Here is a 6,971-nt window from a genome sequence, read left to right on the forward strand (position 1 = left end):
CATGGGACGCATCGACTACCTCCACGACCCCGACGCTCCGCCGGCCAACTCCGTAGTCCCGTCCGTCGTCGCGTTCGTGCGCAACGACGCGGGCGAGGTCCTGCTGATCCAGCGCTCCGACAACGGCCGCTGGGCCCTGCCGGGCGGCGGCCACGACGTCGGCGAGTCGATCAGCGACACCGTGATCCGCGAGGTCTGGGAGGAGACCGGGATCAAGGCGGAGGTCATCGACCTCTCGGGGATCTACACCGACCCCGGTCACGTGATGCTGTACGACGACGGCGAGGCCCGGCAGCAGTTCAGCATCTGCTTCCGCGCGCGCCCGGTCGGTGGCGAGGTCCGTACGAGCGACGAGACGACGCAGGTCCGCTGGGTCGCCCCAGCGGACCTGGCGGACTACGACGTGCACCCCACGATGCGGCTTCGGATCGAGCACGCCCTGGACGAGGGGCGCGAGCGGCCCTACATCGGCTGAAGGGCCTCGCGCTTCGCCGCGGCCACCCGCTCCAGGACCCGCGAGGTGCACCCGAGGATCTCCGGCTCGGCGCGACGGATGAACTTCCCGATCAGGCTGTCCGTCCCGTACCGGCCCGCGATCTCGTTGATGCGGTCCACCGGGTTGGTGGGGGTGCCGTCCGGAGTGGTGTTCATGTCGCAGAAGCACAGGGCGTCGTCGAGGTGCGCGGCGTCGTGCGGGAACTCGCCGTCCAGCTCCTCGCGCAGCCCTCGCGCGTCGGCCTCCAGCCAGGCGCACGAGTGGTGCGCCACCAGCCGTACGACTCTCTCGTCGGCGCCGGCCACGTCGCGCAGGTAGCGAGCGCCGTCGAGCGGGTGGAAGCCGGTCTTGGCGAGGTCGGGCGAGTAACCGATGTCGTGGAGGACGGCGGCGGCCTCCAGGAGCTCGGCGTCGTCGCCGAGGATCGGCGCGAGAACCTGCGCACGCTCGGCGACCCCCAGGACGTGCTTCCAGCGCCGGGGGAGTGGCTCGGCGAGCAGGGATTCGGCGAGCGGATACGCCCAGGCGGTCAGTCCCTTGGCAGTCAAGGCTTGGAATGCTCCTCTCGGTCCGGCAGGGCCAGCACGGTCCTAACCTTCCCCTGTCCGCCGGCGGACAAGAGCCCGGCGGCCTCCAACTTGTCGAGCGCCTTGGCCACGGTGGGCCGTGCGGCATCGAGGAGGCGACTGAGCTCGGAGGCACTGAGGAAGGGGTCACCCACCTTCAACTCGCGCTGGAAGAAGAGAGCGAGGACGCGATCGGCCAACGGCCGCCGCCGCTCTGCCCCGCCTCGCCGTACCTGATAGCGCCCGCCGGCGGTGGCCTCGACGACGCCCTCCTCGCGGAGCAGGCCGTAGGCACGGAGGGCGACGCCGCGGGAGACGGAGTACGTCTGCATCAGCTCTGCGAGGGAGGGGAGCTTGGAGAGCGTGGGGTCCTCGGAGATACGGGCGCGCAGATCGTCAGCGATCTTCAAGTACGTCCCGCGAGGACTCGACTGAGCCACGCATGCTCCCTTCCTGCTCCCGGTTCGGTCGAGAGCGAGCATCTCTGATCAGACACGCTGTGGGGTACCCAGGTACCTCTCGGAGCACCCAACCATTGGGTGTTCAGCACCTAACGTTAGGGCTTGCTAGATCGGCACCCCACCCCTGAGGAGTCCACGGATGCCTCGCCCGTACGTCCTGCTCTCCGCAGCTGTCTCCCTCGACGGCTACCTCGACGACACGAGCCCGGACCGGCTGATGCTGTCGAACGACGCCGACTTCGACCGGGTGGACGCGGTACGGGCGTCCTGCGACGCGATCCTGGTCGGCGCCGGCACCTTGCGCGCGGACAACCCGCGGCTCCTGGTGAAGTCCGACCAGCGCCGGGCCGACCGCCTGGCGGCCGGGCTGTCCGAGTACCCGCTGAAGGTCACCGTGACGAACTCCGGTGACCTCGACCCGGAGTGGAAGTTCTGGCACTACGGCGGCGAGAAGCTGGTCCTCGCGGCTGGCGACGCCGCGCAGAAGGCGGGCGCTGCACTCGGCGACCTGGCGGCGGTCTTTGCCACCCCCGTCGGGCAGTTCTGGGAGACGAGCCTGGAGTACCTGTACAGCAGGGGAGTGCGGCGCCTGATGGTCGAAGGCGGCGGACAGATCCACACGCAGCTCCTGGAGCAGGGCCTGGCCGACGAACTGCACCTGGCGATCGCGCCCCTGATCGTGGGCGAGCCGGAGGCGCCGAAGTTCCTGGGCGAAGGCACGTACCCCGGGGGCGCGCTGCGACGGATGCGGCTGCTGGAGACGCGGCAGATCGGCGACGTGGTACTCCTTCGGTACGCCCCGAAGGAGACCAGCGCACCGGAGCAACAGTGAGCGACCAGACACACCCCCGTACGCCAGGAACGGCTCAGGAGCCGACGCAGGCCGACCGCCACTGGCTGCAGCTGGCCTGCGACCTGGCGACGCAATGCCCGCCCTCGGAGACCGCGTTCAGCGTGGGTGCGGTCATCGTCGCGTCGGACGGTAGGGAACTGGCCCGCGGCTTTTCCCGCGAGGGCGGCGACCCGACGGTGCACGCGGAGGAAGCGGCCCTCGCGAAGCTGGACCAGGACGACGCGCACCTGGGGACGGCGACGATCTACAGCAGCCTGGAGCCGTGCGCGAAGCGCGCGTCCCGCCCGCTGCCGTGCGCGCGGCTGATCATGCGCGCGGGCATCCCCCGGGTCGTGACGGCCTGGCGGGAGCCGGACACCTTCGTCCCGGGCGCCAACGGGACGGAGCTCCTGGAGGCGGAGGACGTGGTGGTGGTCGAGGTACCGGACCTGGCGGCGTCTGCCATGAAGCCGAACGAGCACCTGTCGCTCCCGTAGGAGCGCCTGCAGTCAGTGCGGGGCGTCGCCCCCGGGCAGGCCCCGCACGACGCGCCCCTTCCCGGGCACCACTTCGAGCAGCCCGGAGCCGGTCAGCTCGACCAGGGCGCGACGGGCGACGGCCCGCGTGGTCACGAACTCCTCGCAGGCGCTGGCCTGGGAAAGGAAGATCACCGGCAGCCGGTCGTTGTGCGGGGATGTTCAACGCGTCCCCACCGCGGTGGCGAAAGCGGCGAGCCGCCTTCACTGCCGCCCTGGATTGGCGCGGACGGCCTGCGGCGGGTCTGAGTGTTCGCCTGCCGGGGTTGTACCAGTGGTTTTACGGTATGCGGGTTGGTGGGTCGTCTGATCGGGGTGGGGTCGGTGGATATTCCTCTGGTGGATGCGGTCGCGGCAGTACGGGATGAGCTTGTCGCTGCGGCGGCGCTGGGCGCGGATGATCCCGATGTGGTGTTCGCGGTGGGGCCGGTGGAGATGGAGTTCGAGGTCGAGCTGCGGGCGGACGCGAAGGCGAAGGCCGGGTTCAAGCTGTGGGCGGTGGGTGCGGAGACGGAGGCCGGGGTGTCGCGTGGTCGTACGCACCGGGTGTCCTTCACGCTCACGCCGAAGAACGCACGAGGTGGCGACCTCTTGGTCAGTGGATCGCAGGAGCGGCCTGCCGGCCCGGGGGACGTATCAGGCCGCATCCCGGACTGACTGCTCTGACACGACGGCCTCGACTATCCGGTCGGGGCCGAAGGTCGGCGGCTTAGACATGGCGCGCGGGAGGGGTTGGAGTGGAGCGGGGTTGTGTGCTGGGGGTCTCCGGGCCGGGTGGTCCGGGGTCGGGATACGCGGTGGGTGGGCGGCTGGTGCTGACGTCCGCACACGTCGCGATGCGGACCGGTGAGCTGGTTGACGTGTTCCGCCCCGGCCATGACGGCACGTTGGATGGTCAGGTGGTGTGGTGCGGCACGCCCGGCGGCCGCGACGACGCTGCGCTGGTCCTGCTCGAGGCCGATCCTGTGTGGCGGCTCTGGCCGGGGGCGGCGCGCTGGGGGCGGCTGGTGACGGACCGGCCCGGCGCCACGTGCCAGACGTGGGGTCTGCCCGACGTGGCCCAGCGGCCAGGGCAACCAGTGGAAGCGGTCCAACTGCAGGGCCGAATCAATCCGGGTACGGGGTTCGTCGGCAACCGATACGTGATGGATCTGCTCCAGCACCCCCCACGATGGTGGAAGGAGAACAGTTCCCCATGGGGTGGTCTGTCGGGAGCGGCAGTGTTCTGCGGTCGGTTGCTGGCAGGCGTGGTGGCCTCCGACCGAGAGCATTCCGAGCACGGCCAGCTGAACGTCGTCCCCACCTACGTCCTGCACCATGACCCGAGGTTCCGTGCGGCCTTGGCCGAACACGGCACACGTCCGGCCGGGCTGGAGGCGGCTGAGCTTCAGCATCTAGACGACGCAGACACCGTTGGGGGCGGGGCGGGTCCGGCTTCGCCGGCTGCGTTGCTGCAACCCGGTCGGCAGACAGTTCCCTTCCACGGCCGCGAGGAACTGCTGCAGCGGATGCGCGGATGGTGCAGCCGGGACGGGTTCGGCGCCTGGCTGTTGCACGGGCCCGGTGGGCAAGGCAAGACCCGGCTCGCCCACCATTTGGCCGGGCTGCTGGCAGCTGACGGGTGGGCCGTGCTCTGGCCTCGCGCGGGCGCCGACGCGTCCGAGCTCCGAGAGCTTCGCGACGTGGCCAAACCGCTGCTGGTCGTCCTCGACTACGCGGAGGCCCGCACCGGGCAGCTGACCGCGCTCGTCGACGCCGGCGTCCATGCAGGCGGCGCGCCGTTCAAGGTACTGCTGCTGGCTCGCACGGACGGCGACTGGTGGACCCAAGCAAGGAGCGCCACCCGCCTCGCCGAGGACCACCTGGACGACGCTCCCGCAGTCGGGCTGGCACCACTGGAGCAGGCGCCGGGCTCGCGCGCGCAGGCCTACCGTGCTGCCGCACGAGCCCTGGCCGACGCCCTACCTCGGGTGCGCGGCTTGGCCGACCAGGACTGGACCGGCGCCGCCGTCGCCCTGCCTGCCCCGCGGCTCGGCGATGACGTGTTCGCCAACGCGCTGACCCTGCAGATGACCGTCCTCGCTGATCTACTTGACTCCGCCGCCCCGGCCGCTGAGGACTCGGCGTCGTCAGCGGCCGACCGTGCCCAGGAGGTAGAAGACCGGCTGCTTGGGCATGAACGCCGCTACTGGCAGCATGGTGCCCACGCACTCGGCCTCGCTGATGTGCTGAGTCGCAGCACGCTGGAAAAAGCCCTGGCTGCCGCCCACCTCGTGGGCGCGGCCGACCGTGAACAGGCTGATCGCACGTGGGTCAGCATCCCGGCCCTGGCCGACCAGGCGCGCGACCGGCGAGACCGGGTCACCGCTTGGGTCGCTGCCCTCTACCCACCCGCCGTCTCGGACAAGCCGTGGGGCGCGCTCCAGCCTGACCGTCTCGCGGAACGTCATATCGGACGTGCACTGGACAGCGACCCCGCCCTCGCCGAGCACCTGATCCATAGCGCCGACAGCACCCAGACAGTCCAGCTCCTGACCGTTTACAGCCGCGCTGCCGCCCATTCGATCTTCGGCGGCCGTCTCGATGGCCACCTCACCAACCTATGCATACGCCTACGACACCAGCTCGCCCCCTATCTCGTCACCACTGTCGTCCAGACCGACTATCCCCAGCCTCTCATCGCTGCCCTCGACACCATCGTGGCCGACCCCAACGCTGAACTCGACGACCTCACATCGTTGTTCGACCAATTTCCGCAGATCAGCCAACGTCTCGCGAGTACAGCCGTCTGCCTCGCGCAGACCATCTCCAACCGCTACAGCACGCTTGCCGAGGCCGATCCGGACGCCTACTTGCCCGCCCTTGCCATGGCTCTGAGTAATCTCGCCGTCCGTCTGGGGGAGGTGGGTCGGCGGGCGGAGGGGCTTGCCGTGATTGAGGAAGCGGTCGGAATTCGTCGCGCCCTTTCCGAAGTCGATCCGGACGCCTACCTGCCCGCCCTAGCCTCCTCCTTGAACACCCTGGCCACCCGCCTGATGGAGATGGGTCGGCGACGGGAGGGTCTTTCTGTGATTGAGGAAGCCGTCCGCCACTATCGCATACTCGTCGAAGTTGACGCGAAAGCCTACTTGCCCGACCTAGCCACCTGCCTAAATAACCTGGCCAACCACCTGGGGGAGATGGGTCGGCGAGCGGAGGGGCTTGCCGCGATTGAGGAAGCCGTCCGAATTCGCCGCGCTGTCGCCGAAGCCAGTGGGGGCGACCACCTCCCCGCCTTTGCCATGTCCTTGAACACGCTGTCTGTCCGCCTGGGGGAGATGGGTCGGCGGGTGGAGGGGCTTGCCGCGATTGAGGAAGCCGTCCAAATTCGTCGTGCCCTTGCCGAAGTTGACCCTGACATCTATCTGCCCGCCCTTGCCAACTCTCTGAATAACCTGGTTGTCCGTCTGTGGGAAATGGGTCGGCGGGTGGAGGGGCATGCCGCGATTGAAGAAGCCGTCCGCCACTACCGCGCCCTCGCCGATTCCAATTCGGATGCCTATCTGCCTGCCCTTGCTAACTCTCTGAATAACCTGGCCGCCAGTCTGTGGAATATGAGGCGGCAGGTGGAGGGGTTCGCGGTGATTGAAGAAGCTGTCAGAATTCGCCGTACCCTTTCCGAATCCAATCCAGACGTCCACCTACCCGCCCTCGCCACCTGCCTGAACAACATGTCTAATCAGCTTGGAGACATGGGGCGATCATCGGAGGGCCTTGCCGCGATTCAGGAAGCTGTCCGAATTCGCCGTGCCCTTGCTGATTCCAATCCGGATGCGTACTTGCCTGCCCTGGCCATGTCCCTGGTCAACCTTTCTAATCGGCTGGGGGATGTGGGGCGATCATCGGAGGGGCTTGCGGCGGTTGAGGAAGCTGTCCGAATTCGCCGTGCCCTTGCTGATTCCAATCCAGATGCGTACTTGCCTGCCCTGGCCATGTCCCTGAACAGCCTTTCTAATCGGCTGGGGGATGTGGGGCGATCATCGGAGGGGCTTGCGGCGGTTGAGGAAGCTGTCCGAATTCGCCGTGCCCTTGCTGATTCCA

At 68.7% G+C, this 6,971-nt stretch carries 6 protein-coding genes and 1 pseudogene; 4 read left to right on the forward strand and 3 right to left on the reverse strand.

The window, feature by feature from the left end; translation table 11 throughout:
- Position 1 precedes the first annotated feature (1 nt).
- On the forward strand, positions 2 to 475 hold the full coding sequence (locus tag ABT160_RS25955) for an NUDIX domain-containing protein (protein WP_351650211.1): 474 nt from the start codon (positions 2 to 4) through the stop codon (positions 473 to 475).
- Here the strand turns inward: ABT160_RS25955 and ABT160_RS25960 are convergent.
- Positions 463 to 1,044, reverse strand: a complete 582-nt coding sequence (locus ABT160_RS25960; RefSeq protein WP_351650212.1) for an HD domain-containing protein — start codon at positions 1,042 to 1,044, stop codon at positions 463 to 465. The two genes, ABT160_RS25955 and ABT160_RS25960, sit on opposite strands and share 13 nt — an antisense overlap.
- Positions 1,041 to 1,502: a GntR family transcriptional regulator gene (locus ABT160_RS25965; protein WP_351650213.1), complete on the reverse strand. Its 462-nt coding sequence runs from the start codon at positions 1,500 to 1,502 to the stop codon at positions 1,041 to 1,043. The genes ABT160_RS25960 and ABT160_RS25965 overlap by 4 nt, the downstream gene beginning before the upstream one ends.
- A 160-nt stretch (positions 1,503 to 1,662) precedes the next feature.
- Between ABT160_RS25965 and ABT160_RS25970 the strand changes: the two are divergent.
- Positions 1,663 to 2,852: pseudogene (locus tag ABT160_RS25970) on the forward strand (dihydrofolate reductase family protein).
- 12 nt (positions 2,853 to 2,864) lie between these two features.
- Here ABT160_RS25970 and ABT160_RS25975 read toward each other — a convergent pair.
- Positions 2,865 to 3,026 (reverse strand): hypothetical protein, encoded by a 162-nt coding sequence (locus tag ABT160_RS25975; protein ID WP_351650214.1) that lies wholly within the window; start codon positions 3,024 to 3,026, stop codon positions 2,865 to 2,867.
- A 162-nt stretch (positions 3,027 to 3,188) separates the two neighbouring features.
- On the opposite strand from ABT160_RS25975, the gene ABT160_RS25980 reads away from it, so the two are divergent.
- Positions 3,189 to 3,548 (forward strand): trypco2 family protein, encoded by a 360-nt coding sequence (locus tag ABT160_RS25980; protein ID WP_351650215.1) that lies wholly within the window; start codon positions 3,189 to 3,191, stop codon positions 3,546 to 3,548.
- Between the two features lie 155 nt (positions 3,549 to 3,703).
- A partial coding sequence (locus ABT160_RS25985; RefSeq protein WP_351650216.1) for a tetratricopeptide repeat protein occupies positions 3,704 to 6,971 on the forward strand: 3,268 nt, incomplete at its 3' end.

Source organism: Streptomyces sp. NPDC001941 (assembly GCF_040296945.1).
Classification (GTDB): domain Bacteria; phylum Actinomycetota; class Actinomycetes; order Streptomycetales; family Streptomycetaceae; genus Streptomyces.

Bases quoted from the DNA above. Each gene is read 5' to 3' on its own strand.
- ABT160_RS25955 (WP_351650211.1), top strand. From the start codon at position 2: ATGGGACGCATCGACTACCTCCACGACCCCGACGCTCCGCCGGCCAAC.